This window comes from Streptomyces bacillaris (assembly GCF_003268675.1).
In the GTDB taxonomy this organism is placed as follows: Bacteria; Actinomycetota; Actinomycetes; order Streptomycetales; family Streptomycetaceae; genus Streptomyces; species Streptomyces bacillaris.
Genome location: NZ_CP029378.1, coordinates 4,039,796 through 4,061,327, shown reverse-complemented (window position 1 = coordinate 4,061,327; position 21,532 = coordinate 4,039,796). Strand labels below are relative to the sequence as shown.

The window sequence follows — 21,532 nt, the reverse complement described above, 5'->3', positions numbered from 1 at the left end:
TTTCGGCTCGGTTGACGCACGGGTGGGCCGGACCGGCGTACGGCCGGATCCGGCCGCTAACCTTACGTATCCGTCCTGGCCAGGGATGAAATCACCCAGGTCGGACATTCCCCGCACCCAACTCATGCGAAAGGCCTCGCTCATGGGCATTCGGAGCTTGCTGCGTAAGGTGTTCGGCCGCACGGAGCAGGACGAGCCGACCACGGCCACCGTCCCGCCCCAGGCCGAACGCACCCCGTCCACGGAGCCGGAGGCCGGGGCCACTTCGGCGGCGGCCGGGCCCGAGGCGTCCGATGCGAAGCCCGCCGAGCCGAAGGCGGCCGAGCCGAAGGCGGCCGAGCCGAAGGCGTCGATTCCGGCCCCGGCTTCGCCCGTTGCGGAGACCACCGACAGTGACGCCGGTGCCGCGGACCTGGTGGCCGCGGCATTCGACAAGGCGGCCACCTCCTCGACGCCCGCCCCCGCGCCGACCGTCCCCGCCCAGGGCTCGGGCCCGGACGCGGAGCAGGAGGTGAAGCCGGTCGCTGAGCCGGTCGCGGAATCGGTGACGGAGCCGGAGGCAAAGCCTGAGGTGGAGCCCGCTGCGGAGGCGAAGCCCATCGCGGAGCCGGTTGCGGGACCGGTCGCCGAGACCGCCACCGAGCCCGTCGCGGAGCCGGTTGCCGAGACCGCCGCCGAGCCGGTGAAGGCGGAGGAGCCGGTCGAGACCGCTGGGCCCGCCGCCGAGCCCGTCGAGGTGGAGGAGCCCGCCTCCTCCCCGGCCACGGAGCCCGCCCCCATCACGATCGACCTCGACCTGGACGCCGACCCGGCCCCGGCCGCCGAGGCCACGCCGCAGCCCGCCGCCGAGCGGGCGCCGAAGCCCGACCCGGAGCCCGTACCGGAACCGGAAGCGAAGCCGGTCGCGACGACCGAGGCCGCGACCGCCCCGGAGACCACCGCCGAGGCGACCCCCCAGCCGGAGCCCGTAGCCGCGACGCCCGAGCCGGAAGCCGCGACCGCCCCGAAGCGGAAGCGGAAGCGACCGCCACCCCGGAGCCGGAGGCCACCCCCGAGCCCCCGGCAGCGACGACGGCAGCCGCAGAGAGCACGGCGCCCGCTGCCACCCCCGCCCCCACGGCGAAGACCACCGCCAAGCCCGCCACCACCCTCGCCCGGGTCACCTCCCGCGCGCCGCAGCTCGTCGCCCCGTACAAGGCGGCGCAGGCGGCGCTCAAGGGGCACGGGCTGACCGGACTGCGCGCCCGCGTCTACCTGGTGCTCGACCGCTCGGGCTCGATGCGGCCGTTCTACAAGGACGGCAGCGCCCAGCACCTGGGCGACCGCGCCGTCGCGCTCGCCGCCCACCTGGACGCCGACGCCACCGTCTCCGTCGTCTTCTTCTCGACCGACATCGACGGCACCGGCACCATCGAGCTGGCCGCCCACGAGGGCCGGGTCGACGAGCTGAACGCCGGTCTCGGACGGCTCGGCCGCACGAACTACCACCGCGCGATCGAGGAGATCGTGGCGGACCACGAGAAGACGGTGGGCGAGAAGGCGCAGGACGCCGGTCCGGCCCTGGTGATCTTCCAGACGGACGGCCCGCCGGACGCCAAGCAGCTCGCCCGCCAGGCGCTGGCGGACGCGGCCCGGCTGCCGCTGTTCTTCCAGTTCGTCGCGTTCGGTGAGCAGGACGGGAAGGGCTTCGACTTCCTGCGGAAGCTGGACGCCCCCAACGCCGGTTTCTTCCACGCCGGCCCGGCCCCGCGCGAGATCGCGGACGCCGAGCTCTACCGGGAGATCCTCGCCGGGCTGCCGGCCTGGATCGCGGCGCGCGAGAAGCGCTCCGAGGGCTGATCAGCAGGCCGGTCGACGGACTGATCGACCGGCAGCCGTACGGTCACGGCGAGACCGCCGCCCCCCGGGCCCGGGACCGCCGTGACCGTACCGCCGTGGGCCACCGCGATCGACCGCACGATCGACAGCCCGAGCCCCGACCCCGGGCCCATCCGGTCGCGGCCCTCGCCCCGCCGGAACGGCTCGAAGAACCCCGCGATATCGGCCTCGGAGACCACCGGGCCGGTGTTGCGCACCACCAGGGCACCGTCCTCCGCCAGCGTGATGTCGATCGAACCGCCCGGCACGTTGTACGTCACCGCGTTGGCCAGCAGGTTCGACACCAGCTGGGAGAGCAGCAGCCGGTTGCCCCGGACCGGACAGGGCGCCACGTCCACACTCACCGCGGGCCGCCCCGGCCCCTCCGCCCGCGCCCCCGGCCGCCGGGCCGTCTCCTCGGCCACCACCCGGTCGAAGCGGACGTCCTCGCGCTCGTCGGCGGCCAGCCCCCGTTCGCTGCGGGCCAGCACGAGCAGCCCCTCGATGAGCCGCTCGCTGCGCCGGTTGGTGTCCAGGAGCGTCTGCCGGGTGCGGACGAGGTCGTCGGGGCTCGGGTTGTCCAGCCCCACCTGGATCGCGGCGCGCTGGGTGGCGAGCGGGGTGCGCAGCTCGTGGGAGGCGTTGGCGATGAACCTGCGCTGGCTGTCGAACGCCTTCTCCAGCCGGGCCAGCAGCGCGTCCAGCGTCTCGCCCAGCTCCTTCAGCTCGTCGTCGGGCCCGCTGGAGGCGATCCGCTCGTGCAGGGTCCGCTCGGAGAGGCTGCGGGCCTTGGCCGTCATCGCGTGGACGGGCCGCAGCACCCGGCCCGCGATCCACCAGCCGACGCCGACCGCGCCCGCCGTCATCACCAGGAGCGCGGCGATGGACCAGTACATGTGCTGTTTGCTGGCCGCGTCGCTGACGTGGTCGGTCAGTTCGTAGACGGTGGGCCCGTCGGCCGAGCTGCGGGCGATGAACGGGCCGTTGACGGTGTAGCCGGGCGGGACGACGGCGGAGGAGGCGATGGCGCGCGCCTCGGAGTCCGTACCGGCACGGGAGGCCAGGTTGACGGTGGTGAGCAGGGCCGTGCCGAGGACGAGGAAGACCCCGCCGTACACGAGGGCTATGCGCGTCCTGATCGTCGAGTGCGGCAGCTTCGACGCGGTCACCAGCCGCCGCAGCCGGGCCCGGGGGCTCACAGCGCGTACCCGACACCCTGGACGGTACGGATCAGCGCGGGCTCCCCCAGTTTGGCGCGGAGTTTGCTCATGCAGACGCGTACGGCACCGGTGAAGGGGTCGGCGTTGGCGTCCCAGGCCCGTTCCAGCAGCTCCTCGGCGCTGACGGTCCCGCCGTCCGCCTCCAGGAGCAGCTGGAGCACGGTGAACTCCTTGGGCGAGAGATCCAGCTCACGACCGTCGCGGAGCGCGGAGCGCCGTACGGTGTCGAGCCGGATGCCGTGCCGTTCCAGCTGGGGCGGTACGGGGCGGGCGCTGCGGCGGCGCAGGGCGCGGACCCGGGATACCAGCTCGGGGAACTCGAACGGTTTGCTGACGTAATCGTCGGCGCCGAGGTCGAGCCCGGCGACGCGGTCCTCCATCGTGCCGGAGGCGGTGAGCATCAGGATCCGCGTCCGGGAGCCGGAGGCGACGAGCCGCCGGGCCACGTCGTCGCCGTGGACGCGTGGGAGGTCGCGGTCGAGCACGACGACGTCGTAGTCGTGCAGCCCGAGGTAGGCGAGGGCCGCGTCCCCGCTGTAGACGGTGTCGACGGCGAAGCCGGCGCGGCGCAGCCCGGTGGCGACCAGTTCCGCGAGGATCTCCTCGTCCTCGGCGACCAGTACCCGCATGGTGATGTCCCCTGCCTCGTGCACGCTTGTCCGCTCCCTCCCAGGATGCGACTTTCCTGCGGGAAGCATTACGGGAAGGGGTGTTTCGCAAAGCTCTCCACCGAGGACCTGCCGGGGAGCACCCCCCGGGGCCCCGCTTATCGATGTGAGTGGATCTTCAACTGACCGTTAGGATTTCGACCATGGCGGCCACTGGATCCGAGAAGCAGGGGGCGACGGCGTACTACGTCTCGACCCCCATCTACTACGTCAACGACGCTCCTCACCTGGGCCACGCCTACACGACCGTCGCAGGCGACGTGCTCACGCGCTGGCACCGCCAGCGCGGCGAGAAGGTGTGGTACCTCACCGGCACGGACGAGCACGGTCAGAAGATCATGCGCACGGCCGAGGCGAACGACGTCACTCCGCAGGCTTGGTGCGACAAGCTCGTCGAGGAGGCGTGGAAGCCCCTTTGGGAGCATCTGAACATCGCGAACGACGACTTCATCCGGACGACGGAGAAGCGGCACACCGACCGGGTGCAGGATTTCGTGCAGGACCTGTACGACAAGGGCGAGATCTACAAGGGCGGGTACGAAGGCCCGTACTGCGTGGGCTGCGAGGAGTACAAGCTCCCCGGCGATCTGATCGACGGCGAGGGCGAGTTCGCCGGACAGAAGCTCTGCCCGATCCACAAGAAGCCGGTGGAACTCCTCAAGGAGGAGAACTACTTCTTCAAGCTCAGCGAGTACGGCCCGAAGCTGCTGGAGTTCTACGCGGCGAACCCGGACTTCATCCAGCCCGAGTCGGCGCGCAACGAGGTCGTGAACTTCGTCGAGCAGGGCCTCCAGGACCTGTCGATCTCGCGCTCGACGTTCGACTGGGGCGTCCCGGTGCCGTGGGACCCCAAGCACGTCATCTACGTCTGGGTCGACGCGCTGCTCAACTACGCGACGGCGGTCGGGTACGGCGCCAACCAGGAGAAGTTCGACGGTACGTTCCCGGCGAACGTGCACCTGATCGGCAAGGACATCCTCCGCTTCCACTCGGTGATCTGGCCCGCGATGCTGATGGCGCAGGGCCTGCCGCTCCCCGGCAAGGTCGTCGCCAACGGCTGGCTGATGGTCGGCGGCGAGAAGATGTCCAAGTCGAACCTGACCGGCATCAAGCCGCAGGACCTGACCTCGCACTTCGGCGTGGACGCGTACCGCTGGTACTTCCTGCGGGCCATCTCGTACGGCAGCGACGGCTCGTTCTCCTGGGAGGACTTCTCCGCCCGCTACACCTCCGAGCTGGCCAACGACTACGGCAACCTCGCCTCACGTGTGGCCGCCATGGTCGGCAAGTACTTCGGCGGTTCGCTGCCGGAAGCCACGGCCGCAGGTGACGCCGAGCGGGCCGTGCAGGAGGGCCTGGCGAAGGCCGTCGCGACGGCCGACGCGAAGATCGGCGAGGAGCTGGACTTCCAGGGCGGCATCCTGGCGATCTTCGACTTCGTGAAGCAGGTCAACGGCTACATCACGGAGCAGGAGCCGTGGAAGGTGGCCAAGGACACCACCCCGGAGGGCCAGGCCCGCCTGGCGACCATCCTCTACACGGCCGCCGAGTCGCTGCGCGGTGTCGCGGTCCTGCTGAACGCCGTGATGCCGGAGACCTCCCAGAAGCTCTGGGAGTCCCTGGGCGCCGAGGAGTCCCTGGGCGCCCTGGCCGACCAGAAGGTCCAGGACGCGGGCGCCTGGGGCACCCTGCCCGCCGGCGCGACGGTGACGAAGGGCGCGGTGCTGTTCCCCCGCCTGGAGGAGAAGCCGGCGTAGTACGCACACGAGGAGCCCGGGACCACCGTCCGTGGTCCCGGGCTCCTGCCGTACGCGTACGGCGTCGGGTCACCGCACCCAGTTCTTCAGCGGCTCGGTGTCCAGCTCGATCCCGACCGGGTCGGGGAGGGTGACGGTCTTTCCGTAGGGCACCGTCACAACCTGCTCGTAGCGCACGCCGTCGGGCTGCGAGTGGACCTTCACCTCGCAACTGTCCCGGTCGATCAGCAGGTAGACGGGGATACTGGTCTCGGCGTACGCACGGGGCTTCTCGACCCGGTCGCGGCGGTCGGTGTCCTCGTCGTACGAGGTGACCTCGACGACCATGAGGACGCCGTCGGGGCTGGCCCATTCGCCTTGGCCTGCGAAAGTGCCGCTGGGGGCGAAGCTGCCGTCGGGCCGGGCGTTGCCCTTGCGATACGCCTCGATGCGCAGGCCCTGCTCGGCGTAGAGCCACCGGCTCGGATCTGCCTGCATGCACAGACGCGTCAGCCACTCGATGATCCGCCCGTGGTCCCCGTCCGGAACAGCCTTGACCCCCAGTTTCCCGTTCACGAACTCCAGCCTTAGCGCCTCCTCCGCGCGTATGGCGTGACGGGCCAGGTCCTCGAAGACGTCCTGCGTCAGGACGCGGTCCTCGACCACGCTCACAACGACCTCCTCCTGCACCGGGCCACCGGGTCGCTCGTACCGGAAAACACCTTCAGCGTACGGCCAACGATCCTCGCCCGTCCCCCAGATCACCGCTCCAGCGACTCCGCGTCCCCCATCACGATGACCGGGTTCATGGCCGGGTCCAGGGTGCGGAGGAGGTCCTCCATGCGGTTCTCGGGGATGGAGACGCAGCCCTGGGTGGGGCCGCCGTGGTCGACGTGGATCCAGATGCCGCCGCCGCGTTCGAGGCCGAGGGGGCGGGTGCGGTCGAGGGGGGTGACGCCCTCGGTGCGGTTGTAGTTGATCGCCACGACGTAGTCGAAGGAGCCTTCCAGGGGCTCCCCGAAGAACCCCACGCCGTCCACCGCGAACCGGGGGTGTTCGTCGTACGGGAGCAGGGCGCCCGGGTCCGGGAGGCGGCCGCCCGCGTCGGTGAGGGTGTAGACGCCCGTGGGGGACCTCAGGTCGCCCGCCACATGGTGGTCGGTCCAGCCCTTCATCCCGTTGTGGGCGTCCCAGGGGCCGGCGACCGCCGCCCAGCCCTCCGCCGGGTCCTCGCGGGCGTACAGGACCGCGCTGGACCGGTTGGCGTCCTCGCCCTCCCCGGTGACCACGAACGCCTGCCGGGCCTCCTCCGGGATCTCCGCCCGGGTCTGCGGCCCGAGCCCCGGGATCTCGGCGGGGCTCGGCTCCGGCTCCGGGGAGGCCCGGCGTACGGAGGCGGCGTCGGACTCCGGACCCGCGGCGCCCTGGCCCGGGGCGCCCACGGGGGCCTTCGCGGGGGCGGAGCCGGAGGTGCAGCCGGTGAGGAGCAGGGCCAGGGCGAGGAACAGGGCGGCGAGCAGCGGTACGGGCGGGCGGAGCGGGACGGACACGGTGACGGGCTCCTCGGATGACGGCACGGCGGTGCGGCACGGGGTGCGAGAGGGGTGTCTCGGTGCCAGTCTTTGCCGCACCCGGCGCCGCCGAATCCGATCCGGGGCCATCCGGCTGTACGGCGTCGCCCGGTCGCCCCGGCCGTCCGGGGTGCTCGCGCTCATGCAGTGAAACAGCCCCCGATCAGGTGATCGGGGGCTGTTTCACGTGAAACGTCCGCAGAGCGGAGAAGGCTGCGAGAGCCCTCGGAGGTGACGCCTACTTGTCGGCGGGCTTCTCCGAGGCGCCCTTCGCCGCGACCGGCTTGCGGAGCTGGATGTTCAGCTCGCGCAGCCGGGTCTCGTCCAGCTCGGTCGGGGCGCCCATCATCAGGTCCTGGGCGTTGCCGTTGAGCGGGAAGGCGATCGTCTCGCGGATGTTGGGCTCGTCGGCGAGCAGCATCACGATGCGGTCGACGCCCGGGGCGATGCCACCGTGCGGCGGGGCGCCGAGGCGGAACGCCCGGAGCATGCCCGCGAACTCCTGCTCCACGGTCTCGCGGTCGTACCCGGCGATCTCGAAGGCCTTGAGCATCAGCTCGGGCTCGTGGTTACGGATGGCGCCCGAGGACAGCTCGATGCCGTTGCAGACGATGTCGTACTGCCAGGCCAGGATGTCCAGCGGGTCCTTCTCCTCCAGGTCGGCCAGGCCGCCCTGGGGCATCGAGAAGGGGTTGTGCGAGAAGTCGATCTTCCCGGTCTCCTCGTCCTTCTCGTACATCGGGAAGTCGACGATCCAGCAGAACCGGAAGACGCCCTCCTCGAAGTGGCCCGCGCGCTTGGCGGCCTCGACCCGGACGGCCGACATGATCTTGGAGACCTCGTCGAACTCGCCCGCGCCGAAGAAGACCGCGTGGCCCGGGACCAGCGAGAGGCGCTCGGTGAGCGTCTTGACGTCGGTCTCGGTGAGGAACTTGGCGATCGGGCCGGCCAGCGTGCCGTCCTCGCCCACGCGCACCCAGGCCAGGCCCTTGGCGCCGTGCTCGACGGCGTACTCACCGAGGCCGTCGAAGAACTTGCGGGACTGCCCGGCGGTGTCCGGCACCGGCAGCGCGCGGACGTGCTTGCCCGCGAACGCCTTGAACCCGGAGTCGGCGAAGACGTCCGAGATGTCGACCAGCTCCAGCTTGGCCCGCAGGTCCGGCTTGTCGTTGCCGTACTTCAGCATCGACTCGCGGAACGGGATGCGCGGGAACGGCGAGGTGACCTCGCGGCCGTTGCCGAACTCGGTGAAGAGCTCGGTCATCAGCTTCTCGATCGGCTGGAAGACGTCCTCCTGCTCGACGAAGGACATCTCCACGTCGAGCTGGTAGAACTCGCCCGGCGAACGGTCCGCGCGGGCGTCCTCGTCGCGGAAGCAGGGCGCGATCTGGAAGTAACGGTCGAAGCCCGAGATCATCAGCAGCTGCTTGAACTGCTGCGGGGCCTGCGGCAGCGCGTAGAACTTGCCGGGGTTCAGCCGGGACGGGACGACGAAGTCACGGGCGCCCTCGGGGGAGGTCGCGGTGAGGATCGGGGTCGCCATCTCGTTGAAGCCGAGGGCCACCATCTTGGCGCGGATGGCGGCGATCACGGCCGAGCGCAGCATGATGTTGCGGTGCATGCGCTCACGGCGCAGGTCGAGGAAGCGGTACTCCAGCCGCCGCTCCTCGTTGACGCCGTCCTCGGTGTTGATCGTGAACGGCAGCGGGGCCGCCTCACCGAGCACCTCGACCTCGGTGACCTCGATCTCGATCTCACCGGTCGGCAGCTCCGGGTTGACGTTCTCGGCGCCGCGCGCGGAGACCTTGCCGTCGATGCGGACGACGGTCTCCTTGGTCAGCTTCGCCAGGGCCTCGTTCCCGGGGGTGCCGGGACGGGCGACGAGCTGCACCAGACCGTAGTGGTCGCGCAGATCGATGAAGAGGATGCCGCCCAGGTCTCGGCGATTGTGCAGCCAGCCGCTCAGCCGGACGTCGGTGCCGACGTCAGAGGCGCGGAGCTCGCCGCAGGTGTGGGACCTGTACCGATGCATCGTCGTTCATCCAGTCTTCGCGATTCGGGGTGGATTGAGCCTCCCCAGGCTACCGCCCGGGGCCGGGCCCCTTCATTTCGCTTTCCCGCCCGCCTCCGGCGACGGCCCGCACTCGGCGTCCCCTCGGTGGCGTGCGGAGAGCACATCTTCCTAAAGTGGGGCAATGCGCACCGAGGACGTCCTGGCCGCGATCGCGACAGGCCTGTGGCGCTGGGACAACGCAGCCGGCACGGTCACGCTCGACGCGGAGGCGGCCCGGCTGCTCGGGCTGCCCCCCGAGCCCGGCGTCTACCGGGAGGCGGCGGTGCGCTCCCGGTTCCACCCGGTCGACTGGAACGAGATCTACGGGGTCGTGAACCTGGCCGTCACGGAGGGCACCCTCGCCGAGGCCCGGCTGCGGATCGTCGACGAGCGGGGCCAGGTGCTCCGTACCGTACGCAGCCGCTCCAAGCCGGTCGTCCCGGCGGACGGGGACACCGAGAGCTATGTCCTGATCGGCACGCTCCAGGAGGTCGCGGAACCCCAGCCGGGCTCGTCCGCCGCAGACACGCCCATCACCGGGGACTGGCGCCGCTCCCGGGAGGCGTTCCTGCTGGACGCCGGGCGGGCGCTGGCCGAGGCCCGGTCCACGGAGGAGGTGCTGCGGGTCGCGGCCTCCCTCTCCATGCCCGGCTTCTCCCCGGACGGACTCGCGGTCTTCGGCTCGGCGGGCGAGCGGCTGACGATCATCGGCCACCACGGGCAGAGCGCGGGCGAGGAGGACCCCTTCACCGACATGCCCCTGGACACCGACTACCCGGCCGCCGAGGTGGTCCGCACGGGCCGCGCGATCTACCTCCCCTCCCCCGAGGAGTACCGCCGCCGCTACCCCGCCACCTGGCCCCTCGCCCGCCGGTTCGGGCGGCAGTCGTGGGCGTACCTCCCGCTCGTCTCCTCCGGCCGCACGATGGGCGCCTGGATGGCCGCGTTCCAGCACCCCGTGCGCTTCTCGCCGGACGAGCGCGCGGTGCTCTCGACGGTGGCCCGGATGCTGGCCCAGGCGCTGGCCCGCGCCGGGGTCGCGGAGACCGAGCGGGAGCTGTCGCTCGGCCTCCAGCGCTCGATGATGCCGACGCTGGGGCCGGACATCCCCGGGATGACGGTGGCCGCGCGGTACGTGCCGACCGGCGGCGGGCTCCAGGTGGGCGGCGACTGGTACGACATGATCCCGCTGCCCAACGGCCGGATCGCCCTGATCATCGGTGACGTCCAGGGCCATGACGTACGGGCCGCCGGGCTGATGGGCCAGCTCCGCATCGCCCTGCGCGCGTACGCCTCCGAGGGCCACCGCCCGGACGCCGTGCTCTCCCGGGCCTCGCGCTTCCTCTCCGGGCTGACCGACGCGTACGAGGGGGTGGCGGGCGACGACGAACCCGCCGCGCCCCGCTTCGCGACCTGCCTGTACGCCGAGGTGGACCCGGACGCCGGGACCCTGGACATCGCCCGGGCGGGCCATCCGGACCCGGTGGTGGTGAGCGCCGACGGCACGGCGGTGATCCGGCAGACCGCGGGCGGGCTGCCGCTCGGCATCGAGACGGACTCCGACTACCCCACCACCCGGGTCGTCCTGGAACCCGGCGAAACGATCATGCTCTGCACGGACGGGCTCATCGAGACCGGCGGCCACGACATGGCCACCGGCTGGACCCGGCTGCGCCCGGTCCTGGAGGAGCCCACCGAGGACCTGGAGGAGCTGGCCGACGCCCTGGTCCAGGCCGTGCACGGGCCGACCTCGCACTACACGACCGGGCCGCTCGCGGACCGCCGCGAGGACGACATCGCGGTGCTGGTGCTGCGGCGGGAGAGCGGCCGGGCGCCGGAGACTCCGGCCCGCCGCAGCGTGCTGACCATCGCGCAGGCCGAGCCCGAGCGGATCTCGGTGGGCCGCCAGCTCGTCCGGGAGCTGCTGCACGACTGGAAGGACCCCGAGCAGGTCGACTCGGCGGTCCTGATGGTCTCGGAGATGGCCACCAACGTGTTGGTCCACACGGACGGGGACGCGCTGATGGCGGCGGAGGTCTCCGGGGAGCGGGGCGAGCGGCGGCTGCGCGTTGAGGTGGCCGACGCGAGTGACGAGCTGCCGCACAAACGGCGGCCGGGGGAGATGGCGTCCAGCGGGCGGGGGCTGGTGCTGATGGAGATGCTGGCCGATGCGTGGGGGGTGGATCCGCGGGGGGAGGGGAAGTCGATCTGGTTCGAGCTGTACGAGGGGGGTGGGGCGGGGGTGTAGGCCCGGGTGGGTGCGGGGTCCTCGGGGGTGCGGGCCCCCGCCGTGAGGGTTCCGTCCTCAAACGCCGGACGGGCTGGGTTCACCGCCCGACGGGCCGGGATCGCCCCCGGAAGGGCTGGTATGGCTGCCGGACGGGCCCTCCGGCGGGCTCGAGTGGCGCCGCAGCTCCCCCAGGACCCCGAAGGCCGCCGCGCAGAGAGGGACGGCGAGCAGCATGCCGAGGAGGCCGGCGACGCTCGCTCCGGCCGTCAGCGCCACCATGATCATCGCGGGGTGCATCTGCACCGTACGGCTCTGGATCACCGGCTGGAGCACATGCCCCTCCAGCACCTGGACCGCCAGCACCACCCCCAGCGCCCAGAGCGCGATCACGAACCCCCGGTCGGCCAGCGCGACGAGCACGGCGACCGCGCCGGAGATGAAGGCCCCGAGGTACGGGATGTAGGCGCCGACGAAGACCAGCGCACCCAGCCCCACCGCCCCCGGCACATCCAGGATCAGCAGGCCCACCGTGATGCAGACGGCGTCGATCAGCGCGATGAACGTGGTGCCGCGCATGAACCCCTCGACGGCCTCGAACGCCCGCCGCCCCATCGCCTCCACCAGGTCACCGGTGCCGCGCGGGGCCACCGCGTGGGCGAGGTGGACGGCCCGGTCGGAGTCGCGCAGGAAGAAGAAGGTCAGCAGGAGCGCCAGCACGCTGGTCGCCACCAGTGTGCCGACCAGGCTGATCCCGCTGAGCAGGCCGCCCGCGGCGCTCGCCCCGAACCGGTCGACCAGGTTCTTGGCGTTGTCGGCGAGGCTGTCGACGTCGGTGTTGCCGCCGATGTCCAGGTGGTCGATGACCCACTGTCCGGCGTCCTTGAGGGAGCGGACGATCTGGTCGCCGGAGTCGACGAGGGCGGTGACCACGATGTACCCGGCCCCGCCCACCACCGCGACCAGCGCCGCGCAGGTGAGCCCGGCGGCCAGCGAGCGGTTGAGCCTGCGGGCGATGAGCCAGCGGTGCACGGGCCCGAGCAGCGCGGTGCCGAGGAGCGCGAGCAGCACCGGCGTGACCGCGGTCTTGAGGGCGACGACCAGCCAGATCCCGACGGCGGCGACCCCCACGACCAGCAGGACGACACCGCACCAGGCGGCCGTGCGGCGGGCGCCTTCGGGCAGGAGGGGCTTGGAAGCGGGCACCCTCCCACCCGATCACGGCCCGGGCGGCCGGGCCCGCCGACGTACACCGCACGGGTGACGGGCCGTCACCTGACGCGGCGCCCGTCTCCGTACGCCGTACGCGCGCGGGGACGGCACCCATCGCGCGCGGCGGGCCCTGCCCCGGGTCGCCTGCCGCGCACGACGCGTACCGCCCCAGCGCCCGTCGTCACATGCCGTGAACAGCCGGGACGGTCCCCAGGCGGCCCGCCTGGAAGTCCTCGAAGGCCTGCTTCAGCTCGGCCTGACTGTTCATCACGAACGGCCCGTAGTGCGCCATCGGCTCCCGGATCGGGCGGCCGCCCAGGAGGACGATCTCCAGGTCCGGGGTGTGCCCGTCCTGCTTCTCGTCCGCGCGGACGGTCAGCGAGGAGCCGCTGCCGAACACCGCGGTCTGCCCGAGGCGGATGGGCCGGCGCTCCTGGCCGACCGAGCCGCGCCCGGCCAGGACGTACGCGAGGCCGTTGAAGTCCTCGCGCCAGGGCAGGGTCACCTCGGCGCCGGGCCGGACGGTGGCGTGGATCATCGTGATCGGGGTGTGGGTGATGCCGGGCCCCTGGTGCCCGTCCAGCTCACCGGCGATGACCCGGAGCAGCGCGCCGCCGTCGGGGGAGGCGAGGAGCTGGACCTCGCCGCCGCGGATGTCCTGGTAGCGCGGGTTCATCATCTTGTCGGCCTTGGGCAGGTTCACCCAGAGCTGGAGGCCGTGGAAGAGCCCGCCGGACATGACGAGCGACTCCGGCGGCGCCTCGATGTGCAGCAGCCCCGACCCGGCGGTCATCCACTGGGTGTCGCCGTTCTCGATGGTGCCGCCGCCACCGTTGGAGTCCTGGTGGATGAAGGTCCCGTCGATCAGGTACGTGACGGTCTCGAAGCCGCGGTGCGGGTGCCAGGGGGTGCCCTTGGGCTCTCCGGCGGCGTACTCCACCTCACCCATCTGGTCCATCATGATGAACGGGTCGAGGTGCTGGTAGTTGATCCCCGCGAACGCGCGGCGGACGGGGAAGCCCTCGCCCTCGAAGCCGCTCGGCGCCGTGGTGACGGCGAGCACGGGGCGGGCCACGGCGTCACCCGGAGCGGCCACCTTGGGCAGGGTCAGCGGGTTGTCGACGGTCACTGCGGGCATGGGAGCCACCTCCGGGCGAGTCTGCTGCACTGAATTTAGTTGAATGCTGAACATCCTGCAAGGCGTGCGGCATTCCCGGCCCGTCCAGGACGGCGCACAGCCGCTGCTGCGGACGACAGCGAGGGCCCGCGCCGGAAGCGGCGCAGGCCCTCACCCGTACAAGAAGAACCGCAGGTCAGCGACCCACGGAAAGCGGAACCCCTACCCGTACATCCGCCGCATCGCGAAGTCGACCATCTGCTCGACCGCCTTGGCGTCGAAGACCATACGGTGATCGCCCTCCATGTCCAGGACGAAGCCGTACCCCGTGGGCAGCAGGTCGATCACCTCGGCTCCGGTGATCACGAAGTACTTGGACTCCTTGCCCGCGTACCGCCGCAGCTCCTTGAGCGTGGTGAACATCGGGATCACGGGCTGCTGCGTGTTGTGCAGCGCCAGGAAGCCGGGGTTGTCGCCGCGCGGGCAGTACACCTTCGACGTGGCGAAGATCTGCTGGAAGTCCTCGGCGGAGAGGGAGCCGGTGGTGAAGGCCCGGACCGCGTCGGCCAGGGAGGGCGGCGAGGGCTCGGGATACAGCGGCTGCTCCCCGTAGCCGCCGCCCATCTGCCCCATCTGGCCCATCTGACCCATCTGCTGCTGAGCACCAGGGTTCTGGTCGTAGCCGTACATGCTGCAAAGAGTAATCGGACACATCTACGGCTTGAGGGGTTGCGCCTTATTACTGACGGGTAGCATCATCGTAGAGGTCAGCTGATACACCCACGTCTGCCTGTACCGAATGCCTGCCTGTCGCCCGACCCGCATCACTCCCCGGGGCGCTGCGCGCCACTGCTATTGATTACGGAGCCTTCCCATGGGGCACTACAAGTCGAATCTCCGCGACATCGAGTTCAACCTCTTCGAGGTGCTCGGGCGCGACAAGGTGTACGGCACCGGTCCGTTCGCGGAGATGGACGTCGACACCGCGAAGAGCATCCTGGAGGAGATCGCCCGTCTCGCGGAGAACGAGCTGGCCGACTCCTTCGCCGACGCCGACCGGAACCCGCCGGTCTTCGACCCGGAGACCAACACCGCGCCGGTCCCGGAGAGCTTCAAGAAGTCGTACCAGTCCTTCATGGACTCGGAGTACTGGCGCCTGGGCCTGCCCGAGGAGATCGGCGGCACCACCTCGCCCCGCTCCCTGATCTGGGGTTACGCGGAGCTGCTGCTCGGCTCGAACCCGGCCGTGTGGATGTACTCCTCCGGCCCGGCGTTCGCCGGCATCCTCTTCGAGGAGGGCACGGAGGAGCAGAAGAAGGTCGCGGAGATCGCCGTCGAGAAGCAGTGGGGCTCGACGATGGTGCTGACCGAGCCGGACGCCGGCTCCGACGTCGGCGCCGGGCGGACGAAGGCCGTGCAGCAGGAGGACGGCTCCTGGCACATCGAGGGTGTGAAGCGCTTCATCACCTCGGGCGAGCACGACATGTCCGAGAACATCCTCCACTACGTGCTGGCCCGCCCCGAGGGCGCCGGCCCCGGCACCAAGGGCCTCTCCCTCTTCCTGGTCCCGAAGTACCACTTCGACTGGACCACCGGTGAGCTGGGCGAGCGCAACGGTGTGTACGCGACGAACGTCGAGCACAAGATGGGCCTCAAGGCCTCCAACACCTGCGAGATGACCTTCGGCGACCGCCACCCCGCCAAGGGCTGGCTGATCGGCGACAAGCACGACGGCATCCGCCAGATGTTCCGCATCATCGAGTTCGCCCGCATGATGGTCGGCACGAAGGCCATCGCCACCCTCTCCACGGGCTACCTGAGCGCGCTGGAGTACGCCAAGGAGCGCGTCCAGGGCACCGACCTGTCGCAGTTCATGGACAAGACGGCGCCCAAGGTAACCATCACGCACCACCCCGACGTGCGCCGCTCGCTCATGACGCAGAAGGCGTACGCCGAGGGCATGCGCTCCCTCGTGCTGTACACGGCCACCGTCCAGGACGCGATCCAGGAGAAGGAGGCCGCGGGCGAGGACGCCAAGGCGCTCAACGGCCTCAACGACCTGCTGCTCCCGATCGTGAAGGGGTACGGCTCGGAGAAGTCCTACGAGCAGCTGGCGCAGTCGCTCCAGACGTTCGGCGGCTCCGGCTACCTCCAGGAGTACCCGGTCGAGCAGTACATCCGGGACGCCAAGATCGACACCCTCTACGAGGGCACGACGGCGATCCAGGGCCAGGACTTCTTCTTCCGGAAGATCGTCCGCGACCAGGGCGCCTCGCTCAACACGCTCTCCGAGGAGATCAAGAAGTTCCTCGCGGGCGCCCAGGGCAACGAGGAGCTGGCCCCCGCGCTGGACTCCCTCGCCAAGGCGGCCGTGGACCTGGAGGCGATCGTCGGCACGATGATCACCGACCTCACCGCCACCGGCGAGGACGTCAAGAACATCTACAAGGTCGGCCTGAACACGACCCGCCTGCTGATGGCCTCCGGCGATGTCGTCGTCGGCTATCTGCTCCTCAAGGGCGCGGCCGTGGCCGCCGAGAAGCTGCCGACCGCCTCCGCCAAGGACGTCGCCTTCTACCAGGGCAAGATCGCCGCCGCGAAGTTCTTCGCCGCGAACGTCCTGCCGGGCGTCTCGACCGAGCGCGCGCTCGCCGAGAACATCGACAACTCCCTGATGGAGCTGGACGAGGCCGCCTTCTAGGTCCCGCCCGCACCGCTGGTACGCGAGCGCCGTCATCCGGACATCCCGTCCGGGTGGCGGCGCTCGCGTTTCGGCCGCGCGGGACGGGTCCGCGGTCGGGCCCGGCCGCCGTACGCGGCCGGGCCCGGCGGTCACCGGAATCCGGAGCCGGGTCCCTCGATACAGTGAAGACCATGAGTTCTCGCCACCGGTTCGACCGTGCGCACACCGATGATCTGATGTCCTTCCTGGCGGCGAGCCCGTCCCCGTACCACGCCGTGGCCAACGCGGCCGCCCGGCTGGAGGTGGCCGGATTCCGTCAGGTCGAGGAGACCGCCGCCTGGGACGCGAGCCCCGGCGGGAAGTACGTGCTCCGCGGCGGGGCGATCATCGCCTGGTACGTGCCGGAGGACGCGGCGGCGCACACCCCGTTCCGGATCGTCGGCGCGCACACCGACTCCCCGAACCTGCGGGTGAAGCCGCTGCCCGACACCGGGTCGCACGGCTGGCGCCAGATCGCCGTCGAGGTCTACGGCGGCACGCTGCTGAACACCTGGCTCGACCGGGACCTGGGCCTAGCCGGCCGGATCTCGCTGCGGGACGGCACCGACCGGCTGGTCAACATCGACCGGGCGCTGCTGCGGGTGCCGCAGCTGGCCGTGCACCTGGACCGCTCGGCCAACACCGACGGCCTCAAGCTCGACCGGCAGCGCCACATGCAGCCGATCTGGGGGCTCGGGGAGGTGGCCGAGGGCGATCTGATCCGCTTCGTCGCCGAGGAGGCGGGCGTCGACCCGGAGGACGTCACCGGCTGGGACCTCATGCCGCACGCCATCGAGCCGCCGTCCTATCTGGGCCGGGACCGCGAGCTGGTCGCCGGGCCGCGGATGGACAACCTGCTCTCCGTGCACGCCGCGACCGCCGCCCTGGCCGCCGTCGCCGGTCAGCCGGACGACGAACTTCCGTACATTCCCGTCCTGGCCGCCTTCGACCACGAGGAGAACGGCTCCCAGTCCGACACCGGCGCCGACGGCCCGCTCCTGGGCACGGTGCTGGAGCGCTCGGTCTTCGCCCGGGGCGGTACGTACGAGGACCGCGCCCGCGCCTTCGCCGGGACGGTCTGCCTCTCCTCCGACACCGGCCACGCCGTGCACCCCAACTACGCCGAGCGGCACGACCCGACGCACCACCCGGTCGCCAACGGCGGGCCGATCCTCAAGGTCAACGTCAACATGCGGTACGCCACCGACGGCAGCGGCCGCGCGGTGTTCGCCGCCGCCTGCGAGAAGGCGGGGGTGCCGTGGCAGACGTTCGTCTCCAACAACTCGATGCCCTGCGGCACGACGATCGGCCCGATCACCGCCGCCCGGCACGGCATCCGGACCGTGGACATCGGGGTCGCGATCCTCTCCATGCACAGCGCCCGTGAACTGTGCGGGGCGGACGACCCGTATCTCCTGGCCAACGCGCTGACGGCGTTCCTGACGGACTGACACCGGCCGGGAGCGGGAACGGCACCGACGCCCAACGGCCGCCTCGGACATGGTTGTTGCCGGGCCGGGTACGCGACCCGTACACCGGTCCGGATACACCGGACCGTCGAGGAGGCGGGAATCATGGGACTCGGAGGATGCATTCTCCTGATCGGTGGCGGCGCGATCCTGGCGTTCGCGACCGACTGGAAGGCCGACAGCATCAACCTCGACCTGGTCGGCTGGATCATGATGCTCGTCGGCCTCATCGGGGTCTTCGTCTACATGAGCATCGCGCGCCGCCGCCGCATGGTCGTGCCGCCGACCACGACGGTCGTCCAGGACGACGAGCACCGCTACCACTGACGCCGTCCCGCCGAGGCCCCCGGCCCCGGCGGGCGGTGATCGCCTCAGCCCTGCTCGTCCATCCCCGCCAGGACCAGCGGCAGCCGGGCGGCGCCCTCGGGGGTCACCCGGACCGGTACGCCCCAGTCCTGCTGGTGGACATGGCAGGCCGGGTACTCGTTGGCCGGGTCGTCGTCGCAGGACGCGGCCATCGCGGAGACGTGCAGAACGCCCTCGGTGACCCCGTCCGCGAGGACCAGGTCGCGCCCGAGGTCGGTGCCCGCGCCGGAACCGTCCGCCAGCAGCTCGGGCGGGGTCGAGGAGACCAGGAGCCGGGTGGAGGGCCCGTAACGGGTGTCCAGCTTCTGCCCGGCCGGCGCCTGGAAGACCACGTCCAGCCGGAGCGTGCCGGGGGCGATCTCGGTGGCCGCGCGCTGGGTGCGGTGCGCCTGGTCGGGGACGCGTACGGCCTCCTCGGGCAGCCGCAGGCGGGTGAGGCGGTGGCGGGCCGACTCGACGACCACCAGGTCCCCGTCGACCAGCACCGCGTCGCTGGGCTCGCGGATGTCGGTGGCGAGCGTGGTGACCTCGCCGGAGGCCGGGTCGTACCGGCGCAGGGCGTGGTTGTACGTGTCCGAGACCGCCACGGACCCGTCGGGCAGCGCGGTCACGCCGAGCGGGTGCTGGAGGAGCGCCTGGGCGGCGGCCCCGTCACGGTGGCCGAAGTCGAAGAGGCCGGTGCCGACGGCGGTGTGCACGTGGCCGTCCCGGCCGACCCAGCGCAGGGCGGAGGTCTCGGAGTCCGCGACCCAGAGCCGCTCGCCGTCGGCGGAGACCGCGAGCCCGGACGGCTGGGCGAACCATGCCTCGGCGACCGGTCCGTCGACCAGGCCCTCGTTGGTGGTCCCGGCCGCGACGCCCACGCTCCCGGCCTCGGGGTCGTACGTCCACAGCTGGTGCACGCCCGCCATGGCGATCCAGAGCCGGTCACCGAACCAGGCCAGGTCCCACGGCGAGGAGAGGTCCACCTCGCGCGCCGGGCCGCTGGTCGGGCTCCCCTGCCACCACTGGCGGCCGGTCCCGGCGAGGGTGGTGACCACCCCGGTCGTCAGGTCCAGGGCGCGGATCGCGTGGTTGACGGTGTCCGCGACGGCGATGCGGCCGTCGGGGAGGACGGCGAGCCCCTGCGGCTCGCTGAACCGGGCCTCGTCCGGGCCGCCGTCGCTCAGCCCGCGCTCACCGGTGCCGAAGTGGCGCCGTACGGTCTCGCCGTCCGCGTCCAGCTCGACGAGGCGGTGGCGGGTGGTGTCGGAGACCAGGAAGCCGCCGTCGGGCAGGAGCAGCGCCTTGCCCGGGAAGCGGAGGTGCGTGGCGACGGGCTCGGGCGCCACGTACGGGCCGTCGCCCCGGCGGAGCGTGCCCTTGGCCGCGTGCTCGGCCTCCAGCTCCTCGACCAGCTTCTCGATGGCGTGGGCGTGCCCCTCGCCCGCGTGCTGGGCGACGACATAGCCCTCGGGGTCGATGACGACGAGCGTCGGCCAGGCCCGTACGGCGTACTGCTTCCAGGTGGCCAGCTCGGGGTCGTCGAGCACCGGGTGGTGGACCTCGTACCGCTCGACGGCGTCGACGACGGCCTGGTGGTCGGCCTCGTGGACGAACTTCGGAGAGTGGACGCCGATGATCACCACGGTGTCGCGGTGCTTCTCCTCCAGCTCCCGCAGCTCGTCGAGCACGTGGAGGCAGTTCACACAGCAGAAGGTCCAGAAATCGAGGATGACAATGCGTCCTCGCAGCTCGGAGAGGGTGTACTGCCGGTCGCCTGTGTTGAGCCAGCCGCCCTTGCCGATCAGTTCGGGGGCGCGGACGCGTGCACGTGTTGCCATGCCACCAGTCAACACCGCCACCGCCTGCACGCATTCCGCCGGGGGCCGGGGGAACCTGTGTCCCATGAGACTTCTCGTACGTGAGCGGCTGTTCGCCATCGGTGACGACTACTGGATCGAGGACACCGAGGGCCGCAAGCTCTTCCTGGTCGACGGCAAGGCCATGCGGCTGCGCGACACCTTCGAGCTGAAGGACGCCGAGGGCCGGGTCCTGGTCGAGCTGCGCCAGAAGCTGGTCAGTCTGCGCGGCACCATGCTCATCGAGCGCGGCGGCGAGGAGCTGGCCCAGGTCAAGCGCAAGCGGCTCTCGCTGCTCCGCAACCACTACCGGGTGACCCTGGTGGACGGTACGGAGATGGACGTCAGCGGCAAGATCCTGGACCGCGAGTTCGCCATCGAGTACGACGGTGAGCTGCTGGCCCAGATCTCGCGCCGCTGGCTGACGATCCGGGACACGTACGGCATCGACGTGGTGCGGGAGGACGCGGACATCGCGCTGCTGATCGCCGTGTCGATCTGTGTGATCGTGCTGGCGGAGAAGGAGTAGGCGGGCTGAAGCCCGTTGTCCTGCACGGAGGTTGCTCGTTTCACGTGAAACACGGCGGTGTGCCGTAGTTGCCGGTTTCACGTGAAACACGGTGTCCGGGCAGCATGCTCAGCGCGGCGGCGTTGCGAGCCCCAGACGGCGGTCCTTGAGCGCCGGGAACTCCTCCCGCGTCGCACCCACCTTGGCCGGGTCGAACTCCACGGTGAGCACCTCCTCCTCCGCCCCCGCCTGGGCCAGCACCTCGCCCCACGGGTCGACGACGATGCTGTGCCCGGCCTGCGGGACGTCCGCGTGACTGCCCGCCGTGCTGAGGGCGAGGACGTACGCCTGGTTCTCGACGGCCCGGGCCTGGGCAAGGAGGGTCCAGTGGGCGCGGCGGCGCTCGGGCCATCCCGCCGCCACGACGAGCGTCTCGGCGCCCGCGTCGACGAGGCCGCGGAACTGCTCGGGGAAGCGCAGGTCGTAGCAGGTGGCGAGGCCCAGAGTGGTCTGCGGCAGGGCAACGGTCACCAGCTCCTCGCCGGCGCCCATCATCACCGCCTCGCCCTTGTCGAAGCCGAAGCGATGGATCTTGCGGTAGACGGCCGAGCGCTCCCCGTCCGGGGCGAAGACCAGCGTGGTGTTGTAGAGGGTGCCGTCCGGTGCGCGCTCGACGAACGAGCCCGCGTGCAGCCAGACCCCGGCCTCGGCCGCCGCCTTCGCCATCACCTCGTGGGTGGGGCCCTGGAGCGGCTCCGCCTCCTGCTCGAAGACGGTGTAGGCGAACGCCCCGACCGGCCACAGCTCGGGCAGGACCACCAGGTCGGCGCCGCGCTGGGCGAGGACCAGGGAGGCCGCTCGCTCCCGCCGGGCCTCGACGGATTCGTCCGGGTCTACTGCGATCTGGATGAGGGAGGCGCGCACACTACCACCGTCCTGGCATTCGAGCCGTCAACACGGGCCTA

16 protein-coding genes and 1 pseudogene are annotated in these 21,532 nt (G+C 71.3%); 7 read left to right on the top strand and 10 right to left on the bottom strand.

Annotation, left to right across the window (positions count from 1 at the left end; translation table 11 throughout):
* Window positions 1–142: 142 nt before the first annotated feature.
* Window positions 143–1,839 (top strand): annotated as a pseudogene (locus DJ476_RS17595) (VWA domain-containing protein).
* On the opposite strand, the gene DJ476_RS17590 reads toward DJ476_RS17595, so the two are convergent.
* Together DJ476_RS17590 and DJ476_RS17585 are read right to left on the bottom strand one after the other, a co-directional pair.
* Entirely contained in the window at window positions 1,773–3,056 is a 1,284-nt protein-coding gene (locus DJ476_RS17590; protein WP_112490988.1) for a sensor histidine kinase, read from the bottom strand. The pseudogene DJ476_RS17595 and the gene DJ476_RS17590 sit on opposite strands and share 67 nt — an antisense overlap.
* Window positions 3,053–3,706: a response regulator transcription factor gene (locus DJ476_RS17585; protein ID WP_026237833.1), complete on the bottom strand. Its 654-nt coding sequence runs from the start codon at window positions 3,704–3,706 to the stop codon at window positions 3,053–3,055. Before DJ476_RS17585 ends, DJ476_RS17590 begins: the two co-directional genes overlap by 4 nt.
* 182 nt (window positions 3,707–3,888) lie before the next feature.
* Here DJ476_RS17585 and metG point away from each other — a divergent pair, with 182 nt between their 5' ends.
* Window positions 3,889–5,502 carry a methionine--tRNA ligase gene (metG, locus tag DJ476_RS17580; RefSeq protein WP_112490987.1) on the top strand — a complete coding sequence of 538 codons (1,614 nt, stop codon included), beginning with the start codon at window positions 3,889–3,891 and terminating at the stop codon, window positions 5,500–5,502.
* Between the two features lie 69 nt (window positions 5,503–5,571).
* Here the strand turns inward: metG and DJ476_RS17575 are convergent, their stop codons facing one another.
* The 3 genes from DJ476_RS17575 to aspS all read right to left on the bottom strand — a co-directional run bounded on the left by DJ476_RS17575 (window position 5,572) and on the right by aspS (window position 9,084).
* Window positions 5,572–6,153 (bottom strand): Uma2 family endonuclease, encoded by a 582-nt coding sequence (locus DJ476_RS17575; RefSeq protein ID WP_103419699.1) that lies wholly within the window; start codon window positions 6,151–6,153, stop codon window positions 5,572–5,574.
* A gap of 89 nt (window positions 6,154–6,242) precedes the next feature.
* A complete protein-coding gene (locus DJ476_RS17570; RefSeq protein ID WP_112490986.1) occupies window positions 6,243–7,031 on the bottom strand; it encodes a L,D-transpeptidase family protein in 789 nt (262 codons plus the stop codon).
* Window positions 7,032–7,290: 259 nt separating this feature from the next.
* A complete protein-coding gene (gene aspS / locus DJ476_RS17565; RefSeq protein ID WP_112490985.1) occupies window positions 7,291–9,084 on the bottom strand; it encodes an aspartate--tRNA ligase in 1,794 nt (597 codons plus the stop codon).
* Window positions 9,085–9,247: 163 nt separating this feature from the next.
* Here aspS and DJ476_RS17560 point away from each other — a divergent pair, with 163 nt between their 5' ends.
* Window positions 9,248–11,353, top strand: coding sequence for an ATP-binding SpoIIE family protein phosphatase (locus DJ476_RS17560; RefSeq protein WP_112490984.1), 2,106 nt, complete (start codon window positions 9,248–9,250; stop codon window positions 11,351–11,353).
* A 57-nt stretch (window positions 11,354–11,410) separates the two neighbouring features.
* Here DJ476_RS17560 and DJ476_RS17555 read toward each other — a convergent pair whose 3' ends face one another.
* From DJ476_RS17555 to DJ476_RS17545, 3 genes are all read right to left on the bottom strand, one after another.
* Entirely contained in the window at window positions 11,411–12,538 is a 1,128-nt protein-coding gene (locus DJ476_RS17555) for an AI-2E family transporter (protein ID WP_112490983.1), read from the bottom strand.
* 187 nt (window positions 12,539–12,725) lie between these two features.
* Window positions 12,726–13,682 (bottom strand): pirin family protein, encoded by a 957-nt coding sequence (locus DJ476_RS17550; protein WP_053560402.1) that lies wholly within the window; start codon window positions 13,680–13,682, stop codon window positions 12,726–12,728.
* A 201-nt stretch (window positions 13,683–13,883) separates the two neighbouring features.
* Window positions 13,884–14,351, bottom strand: coding sequence for an SseB family protein (locus DJ476_RS17545; protein WP_006125898.1), 468 nt, complete (start codon window positions 14,349–14,351; stop codon window positions 13,884–13,886).
* A gap of 184 nt (window positions 14,352–14,535) precedes the next feature.
* Here DJ476_RS17545 and DJ476_RS17540 point away from each other — a divergent pair, with 184 nt between their 5' ends.
* The 3 genes from DJ476_RS17540 to DJ476_RS17530 all read left to right on the top strand — a co-directional run bounded on the left by DJ476_RS17540 (window position 14,536) and on the right by DJ476_RS17530 (window position 18,179).
* Window positions 14,536–16,362 carry an acyl-CoA dehydrogenase gene (locus DJ476_RS17540; protein ID WP_112490982.1) on the top strand — a complete coding sequence of 609 codons (1,827 nt, stop codon included), beginning with the start codon at window positions 14,536–14,538 and terminating at the stop codon, window positions 16,360–16,362.
* Between the two features lie 173 nt (window positions 16,363–16,535).
* Window positions 16,536–17,834: a M18 family aminopeptidase gene (locus tag DJ476_RS17535; protein ID WP_103419726.1), complete on the top strand. Its 1,299-nt coding sequence runs from the start codon at window positions 16,536–16,538 to the stop codon at window positions 17,832–17,834.
* Between the two features lie 123 nt (window positions 17,835–17,957).
* A complete protein-coding gene (locus DJ476_RS17530) occupies window positions 17,958–18,179 on the top strand; it encodes a DUF6458 family protein (protein ID WP_019763057.1) in 222 nt (73 codons plus the stop codon).
* Between the two features lie 44 nt (window positions 18,180–18,223).
* Here DJ476_RS17530 and DJ476_RS17525 read toward each other — a convergent pair whose 3' ends face one another.
* On the bottom strand, window positions 18,224–20,041 hold the full coding sequence (locus DJ476_RS17525) for an NHL domain-containing thioredoxin family protein (RefSeq protein ID WP_112490981.1): 1,818 nt from the start codon (window positions 20,039–20,041) through the stop codon (window positions 18,224–18,226).
* Window positions 20,042–20,105: 64 nt separating this feature from the next.
* Here DJ476_RS17525 and DJ476_RS17520 point away from each other — a divergent pair, with 64 nt between their 5' ends.
* On the top strand, window positions 20,106–20,588 hold the full coding sequence (locus DJ476_RS17520) for an LURP-one-related/scramblase family protein (RefSeq protein WP_019763055.1): 483 nt from the start codon (window positions 20,106–20,108) through the stop codon (window positions 20,586–20,588).
* 108 nt (window positions 20,589–20,696) lie between these two features.
* Here DJ476_RS17520 and DJ476_RS17515 read toward each other — a convergent pair whose 3' ends face one another.
* Window positions 20,697–21,491, bottom strand: coding sequence for a carbon-nitrogen family hydrolase (locus DJ476_RS17515; protein ID WP_103419705.1), 795 nt, complete (start codon window positions 21,489–21,491; stop codon window positions 20,697–20,699).
* Window positions 21,492–21,532: the final 41 nt, after the last annotated feature.

Coding starts and splice junctions, on each gene's coding strand:
- DJ476_RS17585 (WP_026237833.1), bottom strand. CDS start 3,706: ATGCGGGTACTGGTCGCCGAGGACGAGGAGATCCTCGCGGAACTGGTC.
- metG (WP_112490987.1), top strand. CDS start 3,889: ATGGCGGCCACTGGATCCGAGAAGCAGGGGGCGACGGCGTACTACGTC.
- aspS (WP_112490985.1), bottom strand. CDS start 9,084: ATGCATCGGTACAGGTCCCACACCTGCGGCGAGCTCCGCGCCTCTGAC.
- DJ476_RS17560 (WP_112490984.1), top strand. CDS start 9,248: ATGCGCACCGAGGACGTCCTGGCCGCGATCGCGACAGGCCTGTGGCGC.
- DJ476_RS17550 (WP_053560402.1), bottom strand. CDS start 13,682: ATGCCCGCAGTGACCGTCGACAACCCGCTGACCCTGCCCAAGGTGGCC.
- DJ476_RS17545 (WP_006125898.1), bottom strand. CDS start 14,351: ATGTACGGCTACGACCAGAACCCTGGTGCTCAGCAGCAGATGGGTCAG.
- DJ476_RS17540 (WP_112490982.1), top strand. CDS start 14,536: ATGGGGCACTACAAGTCGAATCTCCGCGACATCGAGTTCAACCTCTTC.
- DJ476_RS17535 (WP_103419726.1), top strand. CDS start 16,536: ATGAGTTCTCGCCACCGGTTCGACCGTGCGCACACCGATGATCTGATG.
- DJ476_RS17530 (WP_019763057.1), top strand. CDS start 17,958: ATGGGACTCGGAGGATGCATTCTCCTGATCGGTGGCGGCGCGATCCTG.
- DJ476_RS17525 (WP_112490981.1), bottom strand. CDS start 20,041: ATGGCAACACGTGCACGCGTCCGCGCCCCCGAACTGATCGGCAAGGGC.
- DJ476_RS17520 (WP_019763055.1), top strand. CDS start 20,106: ATGAGACTTCTCGTACGTGAGCGGCTGTTCGCCATCGGTGACGACTAC.